Origin of the sequence: Humibacter sp. (genome assembly GCF_051954055.1) — a bacterium.
Taxonomy (GTDB): Bacteria; Actinomycetota; Actinomycetes; order Actinomycetales; family Microbacteriaceae; genus Humibacter.
On sequence record NZ_JBQCIE010000060.1, the window covers coordinates 21,979 to 41,670 of the forward strand.

Annotated in this window: 18 protein-coding genes; 12 read left to right on the forward strand and 6 right to left on the reverse strand. The window is 70.0% G+C overall.

Annotated elements, in window-relative coordinates:
• Window positions 1–76: 76 nt before the first annotated feature.
• From hpf to mtrA, 5 genes are all read right to left on the reverse strand, one after another.
• On the reverse strand, window positions 77–778 hold the full coding sequence (gene hpf, locus ACTHNC_RS07595; protein ID WP_440293991.1) for a ribosome hibernation-promoting factor, HPF/YfiA family: 702 nt from the start codon (window positions 776–778) through the stop codon (window positions 77–79).
• A 95-nt stretch (window positions 779–873) separates the two neighbouring features.
• Window positions 874–1,617, reverse strand: coding sequence for a ComF family protein (locus ACTHNC_RS07600; protein ID WP_440293992.1), 744 nt, complete (start codon window positions 1,615–1,617; stop codon window positions 874–876).
• Window positions 1,618–1,648: 31 nt separating this feature from the next.
• Window positions 1,649–3,367: a GerMN domain-containing protein gene (locus ACTHNC_RS07605; RefSeq protein ID WP_440293993.1), complete on the reverse strand. Its 1,719-nt coding sequence runs from the start codon at window positions 3,365–3,367 to the stop codon at window positions 1,649–1,651.
• A gap of 8 nt (window positions 3,368–3,375) precedes the next feature.
• Window positions 3,376–5,169, reverse strand: coding sequence for an MtrAB system histidine kinase MtrB (gene mtrB / locus ACTHNC_RS07610; protein WP_440293994.1), 1,794 nt, complete (start codon window positions 5,167–5,169; stop codon window positions 3,376–3,378).
• 10 nt (window positions 5,170–5,179) lie between these two features.
• The gene (gene mtrA, locus ACTHNC_RS07615) at window positions 5,180–5,863 is read right to left on the reverse strand and encodes an MtrAB system response regulator MtrA (protein ID WP_440293995.1); all 684 of its coding nucleotides are present in this window, start codon (window positions 5,861–5,863) and stop codon (window positions 5,180–5,182) included.
• 188 nt (window positions 5,864–6,051) lie between these two features.
• Here mtrA and ACTHNC_RS07620 point away from each other — a divergent pair, with 188 nt between their 5' ends.
• The 6 genes from ACTHNC_RS07620 to ACTHNC_RS07645 all read left to right on the forward strand — a co-directional run bounded on the left by ACTHNC_RS07620 (window position 6,052) and on the right by ACTHNC_RS07645 (window position 12,721).
• Window positions 6,052–7,326 carry a hypothetical protein gene (locus ACTHNC_RS07620; protein ID WP_440293996.1) on the forward strand — a complete coding sequence of 425 codons (1,275 nt, stop codon included), beginning with the start codon at window positions 6,052–6,054 and terminating at the stop codon, window positions 7,324–7,326.
• Complete coding sequence (locus ACTHNC_RS07625; RefSeq protein WP_440293997.1) at window positions 7,323–8,039, forward strand: DUF4129 domain-containing protein; 717 nt, start codon at window positions 7,323–7,325, stop codon at window positions 8,037–8,039. Before ACTHNC_RS07620 ends, ACTHNC_RS07625 begins: the two co-directional genes overlap by 4 nt.
• Complete coding sequence (locus ACTHNC_RS07630) at window positions 8,036–9,220, forward strand: DUF4350 domain-containing protein (RefSeq protein WP_440293998.1); 1,185 nt, start codon at window positions 8,036–8,038, stop codon at window positions 9,218–9,220. The genes ACTHNC_RS07625 and ACTHNC_RS07630 overlap by 4 nt, the downstream gene beginning before the upstream one ends.
• 129 nt (window positions 9,221–9,349) lie before the next feature.
• The gene (locus tag ACTHNC_RS07635; protein ID WP_440293999.1) at window positions 9,350–10,339 is read left to right on the forward strand and encodes an AAA family ATPase; all 990 of its coding nucleotides are present in this window, start codon (window positions 9,350–9,352) and stop codon (window positions 10,337–10,339) included.
• A 9-nt stretch (window positions 10,340–10,348) separates the two neighbouring features.
• Complete coding sequence (locus ACTHNC_RS07640) at window positions 10,349–11,677, forward strand: DUF58 domain-containing protein (RefSeq protein ID WP_440294000.1); 1,329 nt, start codon at window positions 10,349–10,351, stop codon at window positions 11,675–11,677.
• Window positions 11,678–11,941: 264 nt separating this feature from the next.
• Window positions 11,942–12,721 (forward strand): aquaporin, encoded by a 780-nt coding sequence (locus ACTHNC_RS07645; protein WP_440294001.1) that lies wholly within the window; start codon window positions 11,942–11,944, stop codon window positions 12,719–12,721.
• A gap of 144 nt (window positions 12,722–12,865) precedes the next feature.
• Here ACTHNC_RS07645 and ACTHNC_RS07650 read toward each other — a convergent pair whose 3' ends face one another.
• Window positions 12,866–13,861, reverse strand: a complete 996-nt coding sequence (locus ACTHNC_RS07650; RefSeq protein WP_440294002.1) for a stage II sporulation protein M — start codon at window positions 13,859–13,861, stop codon at window positions 12,866–12,868.
• 9 nt (window positions 13,862–13,870) lie between these two features.
• Between ACTHNC_RS07650 and ACTHNC_RS07655 the strand changes: the two genes are divergently transcribed.
• The 6 genes from ACTHNC_RS07655 to ACTHNC_RS07680 form a co-directional block, all read left to right on the forward strand.
• Window positions 13,871–14,794: an RDD family protein gene (locus ACTHNC_RS07655; protein WP_440294003.1), complete on the forward strand. Its 924-nt coding sequence runs from the start codon at window positions 13,871–13,873 to the stop codon at window positions 14,792–14,794.
• Window positions 14,795–15,240: 446 nt separating this feature from the next.
• Window positions 15,241–16,374 carry an iron-siderophore ABC transporter substrate-binding protein gene (locus ACTHNC_RS07660; protein ID WP_440294004.1) on the forward strand — a complete coding sequence of 378 codons (1,134 nt, stop codon included), beginning with the start codon at window positions 15,241–15,243 and terminating at the stop codon, window positions 16,372–16,374.
• A gap of 37 nt (window positions 16,375–16,411) precedes the next feature.
• A complete protein-coding gene (locus tag ACTHNC_RS07665; RefSeq protein ID WP_440294005.1) occupies window positions 16,412–17,530 on the forward strand; it encodes a FecCD family ABC transporter permease in 1,119 nt (372 codons plus the stop codon).
• Entirely contained in the window at window positions 17,527–18,648 is a 1,122-nt protein-coding gene (locus ACTHNC_RS07670) for a FecCD family ABC transporter permease (protein WP_440294006.1), read from the forward strand. Before ACTHNC_RS07665 ends, ACTHNC_RS07670 begins: the two co-directional genes overlap by 4 nt.
• Window positions 18,645–19,487: an ABC transporter ATP-binding protein gene (locus tag ACTHNC_RS07675; RefSeq protein WP_440294007.1), complete on the forward strand. Its 843-nt coding sequence runs from the start codon at window positions 18,645–18,647 to the stop codon at window positions 19,485–19,487. Before ACTHNC_RS07670 ends, ACTHNC_RS07675 begins: the two co-directional genes overlap by 4 nt.
• Window positions 19,474–19,692: siderophore-interacting protein (locus ACTHNC_RS07680; protein ID WP_440294008.1), on the forward strand; the 219-nt coding region annotated here is incomplete at its 3' end. The genes ACTHNC_RS07675 and ACTHNC_RS07680, both read left to right, overlap by 14 nt.

Below are 19,692 nucleotides of genomic sequence, written 5' to 3' on the forward strand. Positions count from 1 at the left end.
AAACCAGCACCGCTGTCGGGCTGGGGGTTTCGATACGCCGGCTTCACCGGCTACGGGGCCGGCGATAGTTGCGCGATCAGACGCGGCCCAGCTTGCGCGAGGCGGTGGCCACCTCCTGCAGCTCGTCCGCGTTCTCGTCGAGCGCGATCACGCCGTAGTCCCAGCCCTTGCGCCGGTACACGACGGACGGGCGTCCTGACTCCTCCTCGATGAAGAGGTAGAAGTCGTGGCCGACGAGCTCCATGTAGTAGAGCGCGTCGTCGACCGACATGGGAACCGAGGCGAACACCTTCTTGCGGATGACCACGGGGCAGTACTCGTCGGCTTCCTCCGCCGCTGCTGCCTCCTCCACCACGGGAACGGCGCCGGTGCGCACCTGCTCGAGCACAGTGACCGGGGCCGGCGTGACATCCACCCGCCCCAGGCCCACCGTTGAGGCCTCGCGCACCGATGGCGGTCTGTGCAGGCCGCGGTGGATCTTTCGGCGATCCTTGGCGCGCCTCACGCGCTCCAGCAATCGCCCGATCGCCAGGTCGAACGCCGCGTACTTGTCGGCGGCTGTGGCCTCGGCGCGAACGACGGGCCCAGGGCCGACGAGGGTCAGCTCGACTCGGTCGTCGCCGTTCTGACCTCCGGACTTCTCGTTGTGGCGGGAGACCTTGATCTCCAGCGAGAGAGCTCGCTCGGCGAGCGAGCCGACCTTGGCAGCCTTCTCCGTCGCATATTCGCGGAAGCGATCGGTGATGCCCACGCCGAGTCCGAAGATGTTGATTTCCATGGCGACCTCCTGCTTCCAGTGCGGCCGTCACCCGTACGGAAGGGGCGGCTGGACCGACACCTTTTCCCCTACCGTAGACCGGGCCTCAGCGGATGTCACGAGCCACTTCCTGGGTGACGGCGCGGCGTTCTGGCCAGCACCGCCGCGCCGACGACATCGGCTCCGCAGGATGCCAGTGCCCGCCGCGCCTCCAGCAGGGTCGCTCCCGTCGTGAGGATGTCGTCCACCAGCAGCACCCGTCGCCCCGCCACCCAGCCGCGGGGCTCGAGCCAGCCCGATCGGTTCTCAAGGCGCGACACCGCGGTCAACCCCGACTGGTCGGCGGCCTGGCGTCTCGCTCGGAGAGCCGGCTCCGTTCGCAGCCCCACGTGCTGCAGGAGGAGCCCGACCGGCGTGTAGCCGCGCGTGCGGAACGCTGCCCGAGACGACGGGACGGTCACGAGATGCACCGGCCCCGGCGAACGGGTCGAACGCAGGGCGACGGCGACCGCCGCCGCGAGCGACGGCGCGAGGTGAGCGCCGGCATCCGTTCGCCCGCCGTCCTTGTACGCGGCGAGAACCGAGCGCATGACTCCGTCGTACTCCTGCGCGTAGGCCACGCGCAGGCCATCGAGGTCGACCTCACGCACTGCCGGGCGCAGCGCGGCGATGCAGGCATCGCAGAGCGCGCGGTCGTGCCCCCCGCATCCGGCGCAGGTCGTCGGCGCGATCACGGCGAGCGCGTCGAGCAGAGCAGACTTCAGCCTGCGCGGGGCATCCTTCGGCATCCGTCCATGGTGGCCGGTCGCACGACGCCACCCCGCACCTCGGGCGAGGTCGGTGGAGAGGTGGTCCTCCATTGCGCCTGGGTGCGGAATGCCGCCGCGCCGGCTACTGCGGCTTGCCGAGTTGCTGTCCGATGAACTGCACGCCGTCCACGCGCTGCTGCCAGCCGGTTCCGCGCGGCCATTGCAGCGAGCCGTCGCTGGTGAGCACCCAGTAGTAGGGCGTCGAGCCCACCGGGCCGATGCTCGCGCCGTTGCTCGGCCCGGGGGCGGGCTGCGAGTCGCCACCCACGGTCTGCACGTCGATGGAGCTCTCGCCGCCGGATCCCGTGGCCAGAGCACCGAGCGTCAGTTCGTCCAGCCAGCTGAGCGAGGTCGCCGTTCCGCCGGCAACCGGCCCCAGGTCGATCGGAGTGGACACGCTCTCCGGCCTGCCGCCTGAGGTGCGCACCACGCCGGCCACCATGACGTCGGTTCCCGAGTCGGTGCGCACCAGGGCGGCCAAGCGCGTGCCGTCTCGCGACATCACCATCGAGACGAGCGAACGGGCATCGGGCCACGCTGCGGTGAGCGTCGTCGGCGAACCGGATGCGCCGAGCACCACGAACTCCGAGGGCGATCCGCTCGTGGCGCTCCACGCGTAGCCTTGCGGGTCGAGCGTGGGAGCGACGAGGCCAGGCCTGGTGTCGAGCTGGATGGGATCGTCCGTGTCGGCTCGCACCACCCAGCTCGCGTTCGCGCCGAGCACGACGGCCGTGCGGTGATCCGCGGCGAGCGTCGCGGCACGCGGGGCGAGCTGTTCGACCTTGGACGAGACATCCGGGATCTCCGTGACGCTCGCACCGGAGAGCAGCCCGAACTTGCCGCCGCGCATCACGAGCGCGTTGGAGTCCACCGACGGATTCTGTATCGGCTGCGGCGAGAGCGCGTTCGACACCGGGCGCTGCACGCCCTCGATGGAGATGCGCACGGCGTTGATGCCGGCGACCGAGGTGAGCGACTGCGAGAGCTGGAGCTGCATGCGGGCGAGGGTGATCGCATCCACCGCCCCTGCCGTGCTGTTCAGGTCGACGTCGGCCTGCCCACCGTTGACGGTGACCGAGTCGGAGGTGAGCTGGGATCCCTGCGGGAAGGCGCTGACGTAGGCGCCGGACAGCCAGCTCGCGGGGCCCTGCACCAGCTCCTTGACCACGCGGGTCTGCAGCGAGGCCGGCGAATTCGGGAACCAGCGCTCGTCGGGCACGAGGTAGGCGAGATCCGGGCTGAAGAAGTAGAGGGCGTGCGGGGCGAACACGCTCGGGAACCGGGAGCTGTCGATGATGACCCCATTCGGCGCCTTCGAGATGCGCCACTGCCCGTCGTTCTTGACGAACGTGTACTGCTGCTGGATGCCCGTGGACGATTCGGCTCTGCTGTAGGTGCCGTCGGCGTCGACGAACGCCACGGGGGTGAGCGTGAGCATGGTCTGGTTGCCGCCGGCCGGCTCGTAGTCGCGGTCGGAGCCGGTGTCCACGGTGACGGATGCGTCGGGGTTCCACTTGCTGCGGAAGTCCGTGGCGAGGAAGTCGCGGGCCACCTGGTAGTCGTTCTGCGGTGAGACCTGCGCCTGGATGAAGCCCTTCAGGATCTCGTCCTGCGTCGCCCCCGGCTGCGGGCCGCTCGGCAGGAAGTCCACCTGGCCGAGCCCGTCGTTCTGCGCGCTGATCGGGCCGACCTCTTTCACGGCGCTCGTGCGCGGTATCTGGGCGCACCCGGCGATGAGCGCGAGCACGGCCATCGCGACGACGGATGCCCGCAGCCCGCGCCCGCGCTTCATCGAGCTCATGTTGTGCCTCATGCCTTCACCGTCCCCTCGCGTCCGCTGCCTCGCCCGTTTCCGCGCCCATCCTGCTTGCGATTGTCGCCGCGCCACCACGCGCCCAGCCGTTCACGGCCGGAGCCTCGGCCGTTCCCGTGCGAGCGGGATGTGCCGTTGCCGTTGTCGTCGCCGTCGTGCTGGGCACCGATCAGCTCGTGACCGATCGGACGGTCGTCCGCGTCCCGCGGGGCATCCGAGGGCGCGAGCGAGATCGGGGAGGATGCGATCGGCTCGCCGGGCACCCGGGGCAGGGTGAGGCGGAAGTTGGATCCCTCGTGAGGGCTCGACCAGACATCCAGCCAGCCGTCGTGCTTCGCGGCATCTTCGAGGGAGATGGCGAGGCCCAGCCCCGTTCCACCGATGGTGCGTTTGCGGGAGGGGTCGGCACGCCAGAACCGGTCGAACACGTGCGCGACCTCGCGCTCGGTCATGCCGAGACCGTAGTCGCGAACCGAGAGCGCGACCGCGGACTGGTTGCTGTCCACCGTCACGACGATGGCCTTGCCCTCTCCGTGCTCGATGGCGTTGCCGAGCACGTTGCGCAGCACGCGGCGAACGCGTCTGGGGTCCATCTCCACCTCGAAGTAGCCGCCCGGTGCCTCGAGGCGCACCTCGGAACCGTTCGTCACCGCAAGAGGACGCATGTCGTCGACGGCGTCTTCGGCGAGGCGCACGAGGTTGGTGGGCTCGAGCTCGAGCACCACCGATCCGGCGTCGTACCTGCTGATCTCCAGCAGGTCGGAGAGCAGCCGGTCGAACCGCTCGACCTGCGCGTGCAGCAGTTCGGCCGTTCGAGCGGTCGCCGGCGGGAAGTCCTCCCGCTGGTCGTAGATCACGTCACCGGCGAGACGGATGGTCGTGAGCGGCGTTCGCAGCTCGTGCGAGACGTCGCTGACGAAGCGCTGCTGCAGCTGCGACAGCGTCGCGAGCTGCGTGATCTGCCGTTGCAGGGCATCCGCCATGCCGTTGAAGGAGCGAGCGAGGGTCGCGAACGCGTCTTCGTTCGCGATCGGCATGCGCACCTCGAGATCGCCGTCGGCCAGGCGTTGACTGGTCTGCGCGGCGACCCGGATCGGGGTGACGATGAGCCGGACCACGAGGTACGTGATGCCCGCGATGAGCAGCAGCAGCACGAGGCCGACAATGAGCAGCGTGTGCTGCACGAAAAGCAGCGTCTGCTCGGAGTCCGAGAGGTCGTAGCCGATGTACAGCTCGTAGCGGCCGGCAGTAGGGAGCTGCAGCTGCGAACCGACCACGATTCCCGGATCCGTCGAGCCGTCGGATGAGGGCAGTGCGACGGATTGCGCGAACACCGAGTGCGGCGCCGATTGCACCGCCTTGCGGAGGTCTTTGGTGATCACGTCGCGACCTGAACCGAACGTGGACACACCCACCGGGGCTGCTGCATCGATGCCCTGGCCGGGAACGCGGAAGGATGCGACGAGGCCAGTCGTGGTCGAGTTCTTGATGTCTCCGAACACCTGGAGGAACAGGTTGTCGATCGCTTCGGGATCGGTTGCGTCCGATGCGTCCAGCTTCTTCTGGGCATCCGTCGTTGCGCGTGCCGAGTCGTGATAGGCCTGATCGAGCCGCGACTGGTACAGACCGTTGCCGACGATGAACGAGACGAGGAAGCCGGCGACGAGCACGGCGGCTCCCGTGAGCGCCACGGTCAGCAGCACCGTGCGGAACTGCAGCGAGGTGCGCCACACGTGTGCGAAGCGGTCCGGCCACTCCCGCCACCGTCGCCAGTCGACGCCGAAGAGCATCAGCTGCTCGTCAGGGCGTGGCGCCGGCGCGGTAGCCGACACCGCGCACGGTCATGACGATCTTCGGGTTGTCGGGGTCTTCCTCCACCTTCGCCCGCAGTCGCTGCACGTGCACATTCACGAGCCGGGTATCGGCCTTGTAGTGGTAGCCCCAGACCTGCTCGAGCAGCATCTCGCGGGTGAACACCTGCTGCGGCTTCGAGGCGAGCGCGATGAGCAGATCGAACTCCAGCGGGGTGAGGTTGATGCGCGAGTCCCCCCTGCGCACCTCGTGTGCCGCGACATCGATCTCGAGGTCGCCGACACGCAGGGTGTCGTCTGCCGGTGCGGATGCGGCCGGCCGCAGCCGCGTGCGGATCCGCGCCACCAGCTCCTTCGGGTTGAACGGCTTCACCATGTAGTCGTCGGCGCCGGACTCGAGGCCCTTGACGACGTCGGCCGTGTCCGACTTGGCGGTGAGCATGATGATCGGCACACCTGACTCGGAGCGGATGCGCGAGCACACCTCGATGCCGTCCATTCCCGGCAGCATGAGGTCGAGCAGGATGAGATCGGGTTTGGTCGCGTGGAAGCTGTCGATCGCGATGGCGCCGTCGGCGCAGAAGCTCGGCTCGAAGCCCTCGGTGCGCAACACGATGCCGATCATCTCGGCCAAGGCGGTGTCGTCGTCGACCACCAGGATTTTCGCGTTCATGCCAGTCAGGGGTCCTGATTCCTCTTCTGTGCCCGCGGATGGCGACCACGCGGGCGAGACCATGGCACAAGAGTAGTCGACACGGTGCACCGGTTCCCTGGAGCTCCACGCCGCCGGATCGCCCCCTTTCGGGCGTTGTGCCAGGATGAGTCGACTCCAGCATCGACTTCTGCGGCAGGTAATCAGCGGTGAGCGACTCCCACGACGCGGCCCGGCCCGACTCGGGCGACCGGCAGCCGCCGATGCAGGGCGATTCGCAAGGGTGGACCGCGCCGGCGTCGTGGGCGCCGCCGACCGCTCCCCCGTCGTACCAGGCGCCGCCCGCGTGGCAGCAGCCCGGCTGGCAGCAGCCGGGCTGGCAGCAACCATCGTGGCAGCAGCCCGCGTGGCAACAGGGCTGGCAGCAGCCGGGCCCCGGCGCGTGGACGCCGCCACCCAAGCCGGGCCTGTTCCCGCTGCGTCCCCTCCCGTTCGGAACGCTGTTCGGCACACCGTTCCGGGTGCTGCGACACAACCCGAGAGCCACGGTGGGCGGCGCGCTCATCGTGCAGCTCATCTCCACGTTCACGACCGTGCTCGTGGTCGGCCTCACCGCGGTCTTCGCGGTTCTGCGCATCGCGACGGCCGACCAGAACTCTCCCTCTGACGTGCAGCTCGTCACGGCCGGGAGCATCGCGATGCTGATCGCCGCCGTCCTCGTCTCTGTGGTCATCTCGCTGATCGGCACGGCGCTGGTGCAGGGGCTTGTGGCATCCGAGGTGTCGCGCGGCGCGCTCGGCGAGAAGCTGACGCTGCGAGCGCTGTGGCGGGCGACCAGGGGCCACAGGTGGCGCCTGATCGGCTGGACCATGCTGCTTGCGGCGGGCGTGGTGGCGACGTTCGCGCTCCTGGCCGCGGCGGCCGTCGGATCGGCGATGGCGGGCTCCTGGGTGGGGGTGGTTCTCTTCATCGTGTTCGGCGTGTGCGGGCTCGCCGCCCTGTGGATCTGGATCGGCACCAAAACGGCGCTGACCCCGAGCATCATCGTGATCGAGAAGACGACCGTGTTCGCGGCCGTCGCGCGCTCCTGGCGCCTGACGGAGCGATCGTTCTGGCGCACATTCGGCACGCTCGCCCTGGTCGCGGTCGTGTGCTCGGTCGCCAGCTCGATCGTCACCGTTCCGCTGCAGACCGTGTACTACATCGTCATTTCGGTGATCAGCCCGACCGGGTCGCTCCAGACCGGCAACGCGATCGCCGTCACCGTCGTCTACTACGTGATCTCCCTCATCGTCGGAACCCTCATCGGCTCGGTCACCGCGGTGGTGGAGGCGGCAACGGCGACGACCGTGTACCTCGACCTCCGGATGCGCCGCGAGGGCCTCGACGCCGATCTGCGCAGGGTGGTGGACGAGCGCGCTGCAGGCATCCCGGATGCCCGCGACCCGTTCCAGGCGCCCGCCTGGCCCGGCGCGCGGCCGTGATCGGCGCGATCGTGCAGCTCCTGCCGACCGCGCTGCTGGTGCGGCTCGCGGATGCTCCGCCGCTGAACCCGGACGGCCCCACCGGCCAGCAGTGGCTGCGCCACGAACTGGCGAAGCCGGAGTATCAGGCGGCGAAACCGACCTGGTTCGACCGACTGGCGCAGCAGATCGCCGACTGGTTCCACTCGCTCGGCTCGAACGTGAGCGGCAACGCCGGCTGGATTCTCGCCGGCATCGGCATCGCCGTCATCGCTGCCATCCTCATCGGCGCATTCGTCGTCTTCGGGCTGCCCCGGTTGCGGAGGCGGCCGGTGGCGTCCGTCGTGTTCGACGAGGACGACGGACGCAGCATCGCCGATCTGCGCAGGGACGCTGCCGGTGCGGCCGACGACGGCCGCTACGAGGAGGCGGTGCGCGACCTGTTCCGCGCGCTCGCCCGATCGCTCGGCGAACGCACCATCGTGCTGCTTCTGCCGGGAACCACCGCGCAGGAGCTCGCCATCGACGCGTCGCGCGCGCTGCCGTCGTTCGCGGAGCGCCTGCATCGGGCCGCCGTGCTCTTCGACGGCGTGCGCTACCTGGGTCGCGTGGCGAGCGCCGACGACTACCGGACACTCGTCGCGCTGGATCACGACCTAGGCAGGGCCGCGCCGCGACTCACCGCACTCACGGGCTCCAACCGGTTGGCCGGCACTCCGGGGGTCGGTCGATGACCGCCCCCGCGCTCTCGCGGACGCCGCGGCAGACCATGAGACGGGCGCGTGGCTGGATCGTGCTCGTGGCCATCCTCGTGATCGGCGCGGGGCTCGCTGCGGCCGTGCAACTCTCGCTCGCCTCCACATCGACCGACCCCATGAGCGCCTCCAACCCGGCGCAACAGGGCGGCCAGGCCCTCGCCCGTGTGCTCGCTCAGCACGGCGTGGACGTGCGCCCGGCCGGGTCGCTCGACGCCGCGCGCCGGGCGGCATCCGGTCGGGACGACACCACGGTGCTGCTCTCGGATCCGAACGACATCCTGGATGCCTCCCAGCTGCGCTCCGCGCTCGCCATCGGCGCCGACGTCGTGGTGATCGATCCCGGGTACGAGCAGTTGACGAGGATGGCGCCAGGCATCGCACCCGCCGGCGAGCGGGCATCCGTCTCGAATTCGCCGCGTTGTTCCGTCGCCGCGGCGCAGAACGCCGGATCGGTTTCGGGCGTGCGCGCGGCATTCCGCGCGAGCGGCTCGGCGGTGGGGTGCTTCCCGGTCGGAGGCGGCGCATTCGCCCTTGCACAGACCCGCGCCGGAGGTGCGACGGTGAGCGTCGTCGGCCCCGGGATGTTCGACAACGAGGGCATCGCGCGAGCAGGCAACGCGGCGCTCGCGATCGGACTGCTCGGCCAGCACCGAACACTGGTCTGGTATCTGCCCTCCGAGGCGGATGCTTCACCCGCCGGAGCTCCCACCCTCGCCCAGCTGACACCCGAGTGGTTGACTCCCGCGATCGTGCTGCTCATCGCGGTGACCGTCGCTGCCGCGATCTGGCGCGGTCGACGCTTCGGTCCCCTGGTGGTGGAGAACCTGCCCGTCGTCGTGCGCGCCGGCGAGACCATGGAGGGCCGGGCGCGGTTGTATCGAACGGCATCCGCCCGGACGCACGCGCTCGACTCGCTGCGAGTCGGCGCGCTCGGCCGCATCGCTTCGCTGTGCGGGCTGCCACGCAACGCGCACGCCGACCAGGTCGCGGCATCCGCTGCTGCGCTCACCGGATGGCCCGCCGATCGCGTGCGCGACGTGCTGCTCGACGGTCGACCGCAGACGGACTCCGCCGCACTCGAGTACGCCGCGCGCCTCGCCGATCTCGAGTCCGCGGTCCGCGCGGCATCCAGAGCTCCCGGGCAAGCGGGTCAGTAGGCGCACTGGAGAATGGAGCGGAGGCCAATTCTGGCCACCGCCGCGACGCCAGCGCCGACCGCCGTCTCGGCGGTCGGTACAGAACCGCCAGATCAGTAGGCTCAAGGGACGCCGACGAGAGAGACACCGATGACCGACCCCACCACCGCCAGCGCCGACACCGCCGCACGAGACGAGTGGCGGTCCGCGTTCTCCGCCGTGCGCTCCGAGGTGGCGAAGGCGGTCGTCGGACAGGACGACGTCGTCACGGGCCTGCTGGTGGCGCTCCTCACCGGAGGTCACGTGCTGCTGGAGGGCGTGCCAGGCGTGGCGAAGACCCTGCTGGTGCGCTCGCTCGCCGCCTCGCTGTCGCTCGGGATGAAACGCGTGCAGTTCACGCCCGATCTGATGCCGGGCGACGTGACCGGCTCCGTGGTGTACGACGCCAAGTCTGCCGCGTTCGTCTTCCGGCACGGACCGGTGTTCACGAACATCCTGCTGGCCGATGAGATCAACCGCACCCCGCCGAAGACCCAGGCGGCTCTGCTCGAGGCCATGGAGGAACGCCAGGTCAGCGCCGACGGCGAGACGATGGCGCTGCCGGAGCCGTTCCTCGTCGCCGCGACGCAGAACCCCATCGAGTACGAGGGCACGTACACGCTCCCGGAGGCTCAGCTCGACCGTTTCCTGCTCAAGCTCGTGCTCGACCTGCCGGACCGGGACACCGAGTTCGAGGTGCTTCGGCGGCACTCAGCGGGCTTCGACCCGCAGGCCCTGGATGCTGCGGGTATCCGCTCGGTCCTCGGCGCGGACGGCGTGCTGCGCGCGAGGGCCGACGTGCGCCGGGTGGCGGCAGGAGCCGACGTCCTGGCCTACATCGTCGACCTCGCCAGAGCCACCAGGCAGAGTCCGTCTGTACGACTCGGGGTGAGTCCGCGCGGGGCCACGGCACTGCTGGCGGCCGCGAAGGCGTACGCGTGGCTGAGCGGTTACGACGCGATCACGCCGGACCACGTGCAGGCGATGGCGCCGGCCGCGTGGCGGCACCGCATGCAGCTGCAGCCGGAGGCGGAGCTGGAGGGCGTGACGACAGACGGCATCCTGCGCTCCGTGCTGCAGCAGGTGCAGGTTCCGCTGTAGGACGAACGGGTGGCCGTCACCGGGCGCTTCGTCGCCCTCCTCGCCGTCGGGCTGCTTCCCGTCGTGCTGTTCGGTGCGACCGCGCCTGGCGCATACCTCGCGCTGGCATGCTGGCTGGTGTTCTGCTGCGTGCTGGGCGCGATCGACTTGCTGGCGGCATCCTCTCCCCGTCGCGTTCTCCTGGCGAGAATGCTGCCGGCCAGCGTGCGTCTCGGCGAGACGGTTTCGTCCACGATCCTCGTCACGAACCTAGGCGCGAAGCGGCTGCACGGCAGGCTCCGCGACGGCTGGGAACCGTCGGCGGGCGCGTCTCCGTCACGTGTGCAGCTGGATGTTCCGCCCGCCGAGCGACGGATGCTCACGCTCACCCTGACCCCGCGCAGGCGCGGCACCCGACGCGCCGCGTTCGTCGTGATCCGTTCCGCCGGGCCCCTGGGTCTGTGGTCGCGTCAGGCCACGCTCGCCTCCCCCGCCGAGCTGCGGGTGCTGCCGCCGTTCCACTCGCGCAGGCACCTCGCCTCTCGTATCGCGCGGCTTCGCGAGCTCGAGGGGTCGACGCCGGTGATGGTGCGGGGTGAGGGCACCGAGTTCGACTCGTTGCGCGAGTACGTGGCAGGCGACGACGTTCGGTCGATCGACTGGCGTGCCACCGCTCGCACCTCGACCGCGGCGCGCGCCGGCTCCGGCATCATGGTGCGCACGTGGCGCCCCGAGCGCGACAGACGCGTCGTGATCGTGATCGACACCGGGCGCGCATCCGCCGCGCGGATCGCCGACGAACCGCGGCTCGACACGGCGTTCGAATCCGCCCTGCTGCTTGCCGCTCTCGCCGACCGCGGTGGCGACAGGGTCGACGTCGTCGCGTTCGACCGAAGGATACGGGCACGCGTGACGGGGGCCAAGGGTCCGGCCCTGCTCTCGCGACTGGTGACCGCGTTGGCCGATGTGCAGCCGGAACTCATCGAGACGGACTGGTCGGCCGTCCCCTCCCAGGTGCGGGCCGTCACGCACCGGCACGCACTCGTGGTGCTCCTCACGGATGCCTCGGCGCCCGGGTCGTCGACCGGCCTCCTCGCCGCCCTCCCGCAGCTCACCGCCACGCACACCGTGGTCGTGGCATCCGTGCGCGATCCGCGCGTCGCGGAGCTCGCCGCCGAGCGCGGCGACGTCGACTCGTTCTATGGCGCTGCCGCCGCCGAACGTGCCCTGCTCGATGCAGCTCGGGTCGCGGAAGCCGTGCGCCTCAGCGGAGCGCATGTCGTCAGCGCGCCGCCGGCCGAGCTCCCGCCCGCGCTGGCCGACCGGTATCTGCAGCTGAAGGCATCCGGTCGTCTCTAGCCGAACTTCCCGTCGCCTCTCACCGAAATGGCGAGGCTCGGCGGCCGATGCATTCTGTCGCGCATTCGTCATGCGAGAATCGAATTTCACGATACGAACTGTTGGTCGGGCAACATCAGGACGTTCACGTGCCGTTCGTCGCGACATGCGGCGAAATCGGCCGTGGCGAACCTGGGAGATCCCTTAGCGTCGCTGTAGGCGCCGGGACGCATGTCCTCGTGCGGAGTCTGCCCGGCCTATCCGATCCGCAAAGGAAAAGAGAAGATGTCTGAGTCAACTCCTGCGGCGGCCTCACCGGAGGCCTCCGTCTCTCCGTCTCTCGGCGCTCGCCTCGCGGCCGAAGCGTTCGGGACGTTCCTCCTGGTGTTCTCGGTCGTCGGCACGGCGATCTATGCGGCCGGCTTCAACGCGGGCAAGGGCGGCCTGAACGTCGGATTCCTCGGCGTCGCCATCGCGCTCGGCCTCTCGGTCGTCGTCGGTGCCTACTCGTTCGGACCGATCTCCGGCGGGCACTTCAACCCCGCCGTCACGCTCGGACTCGCGGCGGGCGGCCGCTTCGCCTGGCGCGACGTGATCGGCTACATCATCGCCCAGCTGGTCGGCGGGATCATCGCTTCCAGCATCATCCTCTGGGTCCTCTCCGGTGCGAAGGGCACCAAGGGCGACTTCCTCACGATGCAGTTCAAGGGTGCGTCCACGGGTTACGACGTGCTCTCGCCCGGCGGCTACGGCTTCTGGTCGGTGTTCATCATCGAGATCGTGACGACGGCGTTCTTCCTCTACGTCATCCTCGGAGTGACCCACGTTCGTGCGGCCGCGGGGTTCGCGCCGCTCGCGATCGGTCTCACGCTGACACTGGTCGCCCTGATCGCGATCCCGGTGTCGAACGGCTCGTTCAACCCGGCACGTGCTCTGGCCACCGCGATCTACGGCGGTCCGGATGCCATCGCCCAGGTGTGGGTCACGATCGTCGCGCCCATCATCGGTGCGCTGATCGCCGGCTTCACGTTCAGGCCGCTGTTCGACGGCATCCTGAAGCGCTAGTTCAAGGACCGCTCACTCGTCGCCGGTTGAGTACCCGGTACCGCCGGTTGAGTAGCCGCGAGCGGCGTATCGAAACCATCGCACCGTTCGGAGGTCTGGTTTCGATACGCGGCCTTCGGCCGCTACTCAACCGGCGGTACCACCTCAGCCGGCCACGAGGCGGCGGGTCGCAGCATCCGCGTCGTCGAGGTCGCCGGTCTCCCCCGCAAGCACCGCACGGCGTCCGAGCACGAGCATGTAGACGAGGAAGGCCGCCAGAGCGAGCGCGCCGATCGCGACCTTCGCCCACACCGGCAGAGCCGACGGCGTGACGAAGCCCTCGATGAGGCCGGAGCAGAACAGGCTGATCGCCGTACCGACCGCGATCGCGAACAGGGCGCGGCCTTCCTGTGCCAGCGCCTGCCCTCGAGTGCGGGCCCCCGGTGCGATCCACGCCCAGAAGATGCGCAGGCCGGCAGCGGCGGCGACGAAGAGCGACGTGAGCTCGAGCATCCCGTGCGGAAGGATGTACGAGAACATCACGTCCGCGCGGTCGTAGTGCACGAAGATGCCCGCCGCGACCCCGAGATTCACCGCGTTCTGCAGCAGGATGTACGGCACGTACACGCCGAGGATGCCCGTGGCGATGCTCTGTGCTGCCAGCCACGCGTTGTTCGTCCAGACCTGGCCGGCGAACGACGCGGCCGGGTTGCGCGAGTAGTAGTCGATGAAGTCGTGGTTCAGGTATTGCTTGAGGTCCATGGTGCTACCCACCGCGGCGAGCGCTCGCGGATCGCCGACCAGCCACCAGGCGGCCAGCGTTGCCACGAGCACGGTTCCCAGCGCGACGCACAGCGTCACCCAGCGCACCCGGTACAGGGCGGCGGGGAGCGAGATCACGAAGAACCGGGCCACCGCGCCCGCCGCACCGGAACGTGCGCCGGTGAACCGCAGCCGCGCTCGAGCGATGACGGTGGCGAGCCGGTCCGTATAGGCGCTGTCGCCGTCCGCCGAGCTCAGCGCCGAGAGCTGCGTGGTCGCCACCTGGTACGCCCCGATCAGCTCGTCGGATGCCTCGCCGTCCAGCCGCCGCCGACGCGCGAGCGCGCCGAGCCGATCCCATTCGGCGCTGTGGGCTGCGGCGTACGCGTCGGCATCCATGCTGTTTAGATGGTAGCCATGGCGGGCGAGGCGGCGAGCACCGGGCGGGTCACCGCGGTCACAGATCGCTACACCGGCCCCATCGCCGACCGCTACGCCGACACCGCGCTGACGCAGTACGGCGACGAGGACCGGCAGCTCATCGGTGAGGCGGTCGGCGTCGATGCCCGTGCGGCGAGCTTCGTGCTGCGCGCGGCCGGACTCATCATCGATGTGCTCGCAACGTACGCCGTCGTGCTCCTGCTGTTCTGGGCGCTCTCCGCGGCGGGCAAGGTGCTCGACGCCGCGGCGACGGCGGCCACCCAGGTCGTGATCGTCGCCGTGATGTTCGTCGTCGTGCCCACGACCGTCGAGACGCTCAGCCACGGCCGCAGCCTGGGCAAGCTCGCCATCGGCGCACGTATCGTGCGCGACGACGGTGCCGCGGAACAGCTGCGGCACGCCTTCGTGCGTTCACTGGCCGGATCCATCGAGATCTACCTCACCTTCGGCGGCATCGCCGCGGTCGCAGGCCTGCTCAGCCCGCGCTCGAAGCGCATCGGCGACCTCCTCGCCGGAACGTACTCACAGCTGCAACGCATGCCCGCGCCTCCGCCTCCGCCGCTCCCCCTCCCCGCGCACCTGGCGGCGTGGGCAACGGTTGCGGATGTCGCGGCCCTGCCGCCGCGGCTGGCTCGGCGCATCGCGGAGTTCCTGCGGCACGCTGCGACCCTCACGCCGGATGCCCGTGCCCGCGTCGCCACGGATCTCGCGCGAGAGGCGTCCCCCTTCGTCTCGCCGCTGCCGAACACCGACGCCGAGTCGTTCCTCGTCGCGGTCGCCGCTCTGCGCCGCGACCGGGAGTACGCCGCACTGCTGGGCGAGCGCGCCCGGCTCGAGCGCGTCGAGCCGGCCCTCGCCGCGCTCCCGCCCGGCTTCCCGCGCCGCGGCTGACGCCCCGCGTCCCGCGCCACGAGCCACGCACCGTCCGCACGCCCCATCGCTTCGCGCTACACCCATCGGCATCCGCTACACGATTTTCCTGGCGCGGATGCCGATTTCTGTAGCGGATGCCGGAAAGTGTGGCGCACCGCCTTCCCCAGCAGCCGCGACTCCTGTGGCACATGCCGATTCGTGTAGCGCATCCGTGACTCGCGGCAGCTGCGACCCCTGTGGCGGATGCCGATTCGTGTAGCGCGAGGCGCTCCCGCTTCGCCGTGCAAACGCCCCAAGGGCTGGACCGCTCGCCCCGGCATGGGTTAGGGTTGCCTGAGTTAGGTAAGCCTTACCTACCACTTGAGCCGATCGCGCTAAGGCGACGACTCCACGAAACGGGCACCGCCGCCCGACGGCGCGTTCGGCGCCCGTCATGCGGCGGGCGTCCGCGCTGCCGTCGACGCATGCCCACGGCCCGCCTGCCAGCCCACCCGGTATACGCATCCGGACCATCCGACCCGAAGGACAGCATGACCTCCAGCGCCGATCGCACGCCCACCGGCACCCGCTCGCCCCGCCGATCCCGGCTCGCCGTCGCGGCCGTGTTCACCGCGGCGGCTCTCGTGCTCACCGGATGTTCCGCGACGACGGGCAACGCGACGAACGACGCAGAGAAGGCATCCGGTCCCTTCCCCGTGTCACTGAAGAACACGTACAGCACCACGGTGATCCCGTCGCAGCCGAAGCGCGTGGCCACCATCAGCTGGACGAACCAGGACGCGGCTATCGCCCTCGGCGACATCCCGGTGTCGATGTCGAAGGCCACCTACGGCGACGACAACGGCGACGGCGTGCTGCCGTGGACTGCGGCGGCCCTGAAGGAGGCGGGCGCGAAGACGCCGCAACTGAACGACGAGAGCGACGGCATCCCGTACGAGAAGATCGCGGACTCCCAGCCCGACGTCATCCTCGGCGCCTACTCGGGCCTCACGAAGCAGGAGTACACGACGCTCAGCAAGATCGCGCCGACCGTGTCGTACCCGAAGGATGCCTGGGGCACGCCGTGGCGCCAGACCACTCTCATCGACGGCGAGGCGCTGGGCAAGAAGGCTCAGGCGAAGAAGCTGATCGACCAGACGGACGCGAAGATCGACTCCGCGGTGTCGAAGTACCCGCAGATCAAGGGCAAGACCGTCATGTACATCTGGGTCGACCCGAAGAACCTCGGCACTATCACGTACTACACGCCGAACGACGCGCGTGTGCGGTTCCTGAACGACCTTGGGCTGAAGAACGCGCCCTCGATCGAGAAGCTGTCCAAGGGCAGTTCGCAGTTCTTCGGCACGATCAGCAGCGAGGAGGCGGACACCCTGGATGCCGACATCGCCGTCATCTACGTGGACGACGGCGCCTCGTTCGACCTGATCAAGAACGATCCGCTGCTCAGCAAGATCCCCGCGGTGCAGCGCGGCTCGGTGGTCGAGTTGAGCAACACGACCGACATCATGGCGACGTCGGCGCCCTCCGTGCTGTCCATTCCATGGGTTCTGCCGAAGTTCGTGCCCGAGCTGGCGAAGGCCGCCGACAAGGCGCGGTAGGACGGATGCCCGCACTCAGCACACCACGACCGTAACGATGACGGCTTCACTGCACGAGACGAGCGCCGAGCTCCACAACGGCGCAAGCGTCGCCGGACGCACCGCGGCTCTCGCGGCCACGCCTGCCAGCGTCGACGCCAGGCCGGCGAGACGCCGCGCCGTCCGCATCGCGGGCATCGCGGCGTGCGTGCTCGCGCTGGTCGCGGCATCCGTCGCCTCGCTCGTGTTCGGCGTACGGGACGTGCCGCTGCAGGAGGTCTGGCAGGCGCTGACCGGGCCGCATGACGTGGCGCGTGATGGCATGAACGCGGCCGCGACGCTGAGCCGGGTGCCGACGACGCTTGCAGGCATCCTGGTCGGGGCCGCGCTCGGAATCGGCGGAGCACTCATGCAGGGCGTCACGCGCAACCCGCTGGCGGACCCCGGCCTGCTCGGCATCAACTCGGGCGCCGCTCTGTTCGTGGTGTTCGGCATGACGTTCCTGGGAGTCGGGAGCGCGATCGGCACCGTCTGGTTCGCGTTCGCCGGTGCGGCCGCCGCGGCGCTCGTCGTGTACGCGGTCGCGTCAGTCGGCAGGAAGGGCGCGACGCCACTCGGCCTGACCCTGGCGGGCGCTGCGGTCACGGCCGCCGCATCCTCGCTCACGCTCGGCGTGCTGCTCACGCACATCGACTCGCTCGACTCCTATCGGTTCTGGCAGATCGGCTCCATCTCCGCGCCGTCCTGGCCGACGATCGTGCTGCTCACGCCGTTCATCGTCGTCGGCGTGGTGCTGGCTCTGCTGCAGGGTCCGGCGCTGAACGCGCTCGCGCTGGGCGACGACCTTGCGCGCGGACTCGGCCACCGTGTGGGCCTGTCGCGCGTGCTGGCCGCTGTCGCCGTGGTGCTGCTGTGCGGCGCGGCCACCGCGATGGCGGGGCCGATCGCGTTCGTCGGCCTGGCCGTTCCGCACGCCGCTCGCCTGATCTTCGGCGCCGACTATCGGTGGGTGCTTCCGGCATCCGCTCTGCTCGGCGGCGTGCTGCTGCTCGTCGCCGACGTGATCGGCAGGCTGGTCGCTCGTCCGTCCACGATCGAGGTCGGCGTCGTCGTCGCCGTGATCGGCGCCCCCGTACTCATCGCGCTCGTGCGCCGTACGAAGGCGGCGGCGCTGTGAGCGTCGGAACGACGACCTCGCGGGTCTCCTCCGCGGAGACGCGAGCCGGGTACCCGCATGAGGCAGGCGCGCGCGATGCCGTCGTGGCGGGCATCCGTGCCGCACGCCGGTCCACGATGCGCCGCGATGTCGTCGTGGTTGTCGCGCTGAGCGTGGCCGCGCTCGCACTCGTCGTGCTCACGCTGTGCATCGGCGCCACCGTCACGCCGATCGGGGACGTGCTTCGGGTGCTGTTCGGCCAGAGCGTTCCCGGCGCCGGCTTCACGGTCGCCGAGCTGCGGCTACCGCGCGCGCTCGGCGGGCTGCTCGTCGGCCTCGCATTCGGGGCGGCCGGATGCCTGTTCCAGTCGGTGCTGCGCAACACGCTCGCGAGCCCCGACGTGATCGGCATCAGCTCCGGCGCAGGGCTCGCCGCCGTGGTGGCGATCGCCGTGCTCGGAACATCCGGGCTCATCGTCTCGGCAGCCGCACTCGCCGGGGCGTTGCTCACGGCCGGAGCGATCTTCGTGCTGGCGGCCGGGCGCTCCACCACGGGGTACCGGTTCGTGCTGATCGGCATCGCCGTCGGAACGGCCGCGCAGGCGGTGATCGGCTACGTCATCTCTCGCGCCGGCATCGCCGACGCGCAGCAGGCCATGGTGTGGCTCACCGGCAGCCTGAGCCGCAGCCTCTGGGACCAGCTGCCGCCGGTCGCGATCGCCATCGTCGTGCTGCTGCCCTTCGCGCTGCTCAGCGGCCGGGCGCTGGATGTTCTGCGCCTGGGCGACGACACGGCGACGGCGCTGGGCGCGAGGGCGGGCGGCGACCGCGTGCTGCTCATCCTGCTTGCGGTGGCGCTCATCGCGGTCGGCACGTCGTTGACCGGTCCTGTCGCGTTCGTGGCCTTCCTCGCAGCACCCATCGCCTCGCGGATGCTCCGCTCGAGCCGGCTTCTTCTGCCCGCCTCAGCGCTGATGGGCGCCGTCATCATGCTCGGCGGCGACTTCGTGGGCCAGCACCTCATCCCCGGGGTCGCACTCCCGGTCGGCGTGGTCACCGGCGCGATCGGCGCCCCTTACCTGCTCTGGCTGCTGGCGCGAGGCGGCCGTCGCAATGCATCCACCGGAGGAGTCTCGTGAGCACGCACACCCTCGTCGCCGACCACGTCACGCTCGCCTACGACGACCGCGTCGTCGTCGACGACCTCACACTCCGTCTGCCGGAAAGCGGCGTGACGATGATCGTGGGAGCGAACGGATGCGGCAAGTCGACGCTCCTGCGCGCGCTCGCTCGCCTGCTCGCTCCGAAGACGGGAGCTGTGCTGCTGGACGGTACGGACATCCGCCGCACGCCGACGAAGGCGGTCGCCCGCGTCGTCGGACTTCTGCCGCAGAGCCCGGTAGCACCGGAGGGCGTTACCGTCGCAGAGCTCGTCGGCCGCGGCCGCTACCCGCATCAGTCCTGGGCAAGGCCGTGGAGCACGGCCGATGACGATGCGGTCGCCGACGCGCTGGCCGCCACCGGCATCGCCGAGCTGGCGCAGCGCCGCGTGGACGAGCTCTCCGGCGGCCAGCGGCAGCGAGTCTGGATAGCGATGGCGCTCGCGCAGCAGCCGGACATCCTGCTGCTCGACGAGCCGACGACTTACCTGGACGTGGCGCACCAGATCGACGTGCTCGACCTGCTCACCGATCTCGCGCGCCGGGGCACAGCCGTCGTGGTGGTCATGCACGAGCTCAACCTCGCCACCCGCTACGCGGACCAGCTGATCGCGATGAAGGACGGCGCGATCGTCACCTCTGGGGCACCGAGCGAGGTCGTGACCAGCGAGCTGGTCAGGGACGTGTTCGGGCTCGATGCCGCGATCGTGGACGACCCGATTTCCGCGACGCCGCTAGTCGTGCCGATCGGAAGGCACCGTGTGGCTAAGGATGCCTCGATCGTCGCCGTAGGGGAGGTTATGCATGGCGTTCGCTGACACGGCGGTCGAGCCGCTCTTCCGGCTCTTCGACGTGACCGTGGTCGCCACGGAGCGGATCTCGCCCACGTTCGTTCGGGTCACGTTCGGCGGCGCAGCGCTCGACGACTTCGCCTGGGACGGCCTCGACCAGCGCATCAAGCTGCTGTTCCCGAATGCGCAGGGCGGATACCCGGCCATGCGCGCCAAGGACCCCTCCTGGTAT